Origin of the sequence: Acinetobacter sp. YH01005 (assembly GCF_013420465.1) — a bacterium.
GTDB classification, from domain to species: domain Bacteria; phylum Pseudomonadota; class Gammaproteobacteria; order Pseudomonadales; family Moraxellaceae; genus Acinetobacter; species Acinetobacter amyesii.
The window spans coordinates 1-1,391 of the sequence record NZ_VOYA01000066.1 but is presented as its reverse complement, the minus strand read 5'-3'; the positions used below and the strand labels follow the sequence as shown (position 1 = coordinate 1,391).

Genomic DNA, 1,391 nt, shown 5'->3' with positions numbered 1-1,391 from the left:
TAATGCCAGTCAGTTAAGCAAATTTTAGTAAAATGTAGTAAAAATGAGTGTATGTGAATACGCTCATTTTTTTATGTCTTTATCTGAACATTTAGAATCCACTCTTGAACATTCTCTCCCATCACTCAACCATTTTTGTGAACTTATTGATTTAAATTGGATTGAAACAAGCCTGCATCAAACAGGTAAGGCATCAATCAGAAGGAGAAAATTACCTGCTGAGCATGTGGTTTGGCTTGTTATTGGGCTTGCCTTGTTTCGAAATCAACCCATCAGCTATGTTGTAGAGCAATTAAACCTCGTGTTTGGTACAACAGAATATTGTGTTCCTAGTGCAGCAGTCCAAGCACGACAACGTTTAGGACAAGAGCCTTTAAGTACCTTATTCTCTCTGCTCAGCCAAGCATGGTTTGATGAAACACAGCAACAATATTTAAGCTTTCAAGGACTTAGTATATGTGCTGTTGATGGGGTGGTTTGGTCTATGCCGCTGACCGAAGAGAACTTTAATCATTTTGGCTCATCTAAAGGTAAAACTGCTGTAGCACCTTACCCACAAGTGAGAGCCACGTGCCTAGTCAATACCAATACCCATGAAATCATAGATGCCCAAATAGGCAGTATGGATCAGGGTGAACTCACATTAGCAAATCAATTATCTCCACCAGCACAAAGTATTACATTATTTGATCGAGCTTATTTCTCTGCTGATTTTCTAATAGGGTGGCAAACACGTGCAGAATCAAGTCATTGGCTGATGCGAGCAAAAGATAATTTACGTTATGAAATTATTAAACGGAATTCCCCACATGATTTTCATATCAGGATGCCAATATCACCTAGAGCCAAGAAGCTTAACCCAACGTTAGGGGATTATTGGGAGGCACGTTTGATTGAAGTTGAGCAGGCAGGAAAAATCAGACGTTACATTACTTCATTATTAGATTCAAAGACATACCCACTTATAGCCTTGGCAAAGTTATATGCTCAGCGTTGGGAAATTGAAATGTGTTACCGAGAAATTAAAAGCAATTTGCAGAAAGGTAAGCTCTTAAGAAGCAAGCAACCAGACTTAATTTATCAAGAATTATGGGGTGTCTTGATTGCCTATAATGTTCTGAGACGACAAATGAAACATATGGCTCAACGAGCTAAAGTAAGTCCTTTGAGAATCAGTTTTCATATTGCATCTATTGCCCTTCTTAATTTACTCAGATTCGACTCTTTGGCTTCTGCAGGTAATCTCCCCAAACATCTGGAAAGTTTAATGGAGAAATCTAATCGGTATGTTATACCTGAGAGAAGAGTGAGGAGTTATCCAAGGGTTGTAAAAGGAAAACCTCAAAAATACCCAAGAAAAAGCCAGTCAATCTCTTAACTGACTGGCATTA

Annotated in this window: 1 protein-coding gene; it reads left to right on the top strand. The window is 38.5% G+C overall.

Annotation, left to right across the window (positions count from 1 at the left end):
• Positions 1 to 73: 73 nt before the first annotated feature.
• A complete protein-coding gene (locus tag FTT72_RS16125; RefSeq protein ID WP_180027325.1) occupies positions 74 to 1,378 on the top strand; it encodes an IS4 family transposase in 1,305 nt (434 codons plus the stop codon).
• Positions 1,379 to 1,391 lie beyond the last annotated feature (13 nt).

Coding starts and splice junctions, on each gene's coding strand:
- FTT72_RS16125 (WP_180027325.1), top strand. CDS start 74: ATGTCTTTATCTGAACATTTAGAATCCACTCTTGAACATTCTCTCCCA.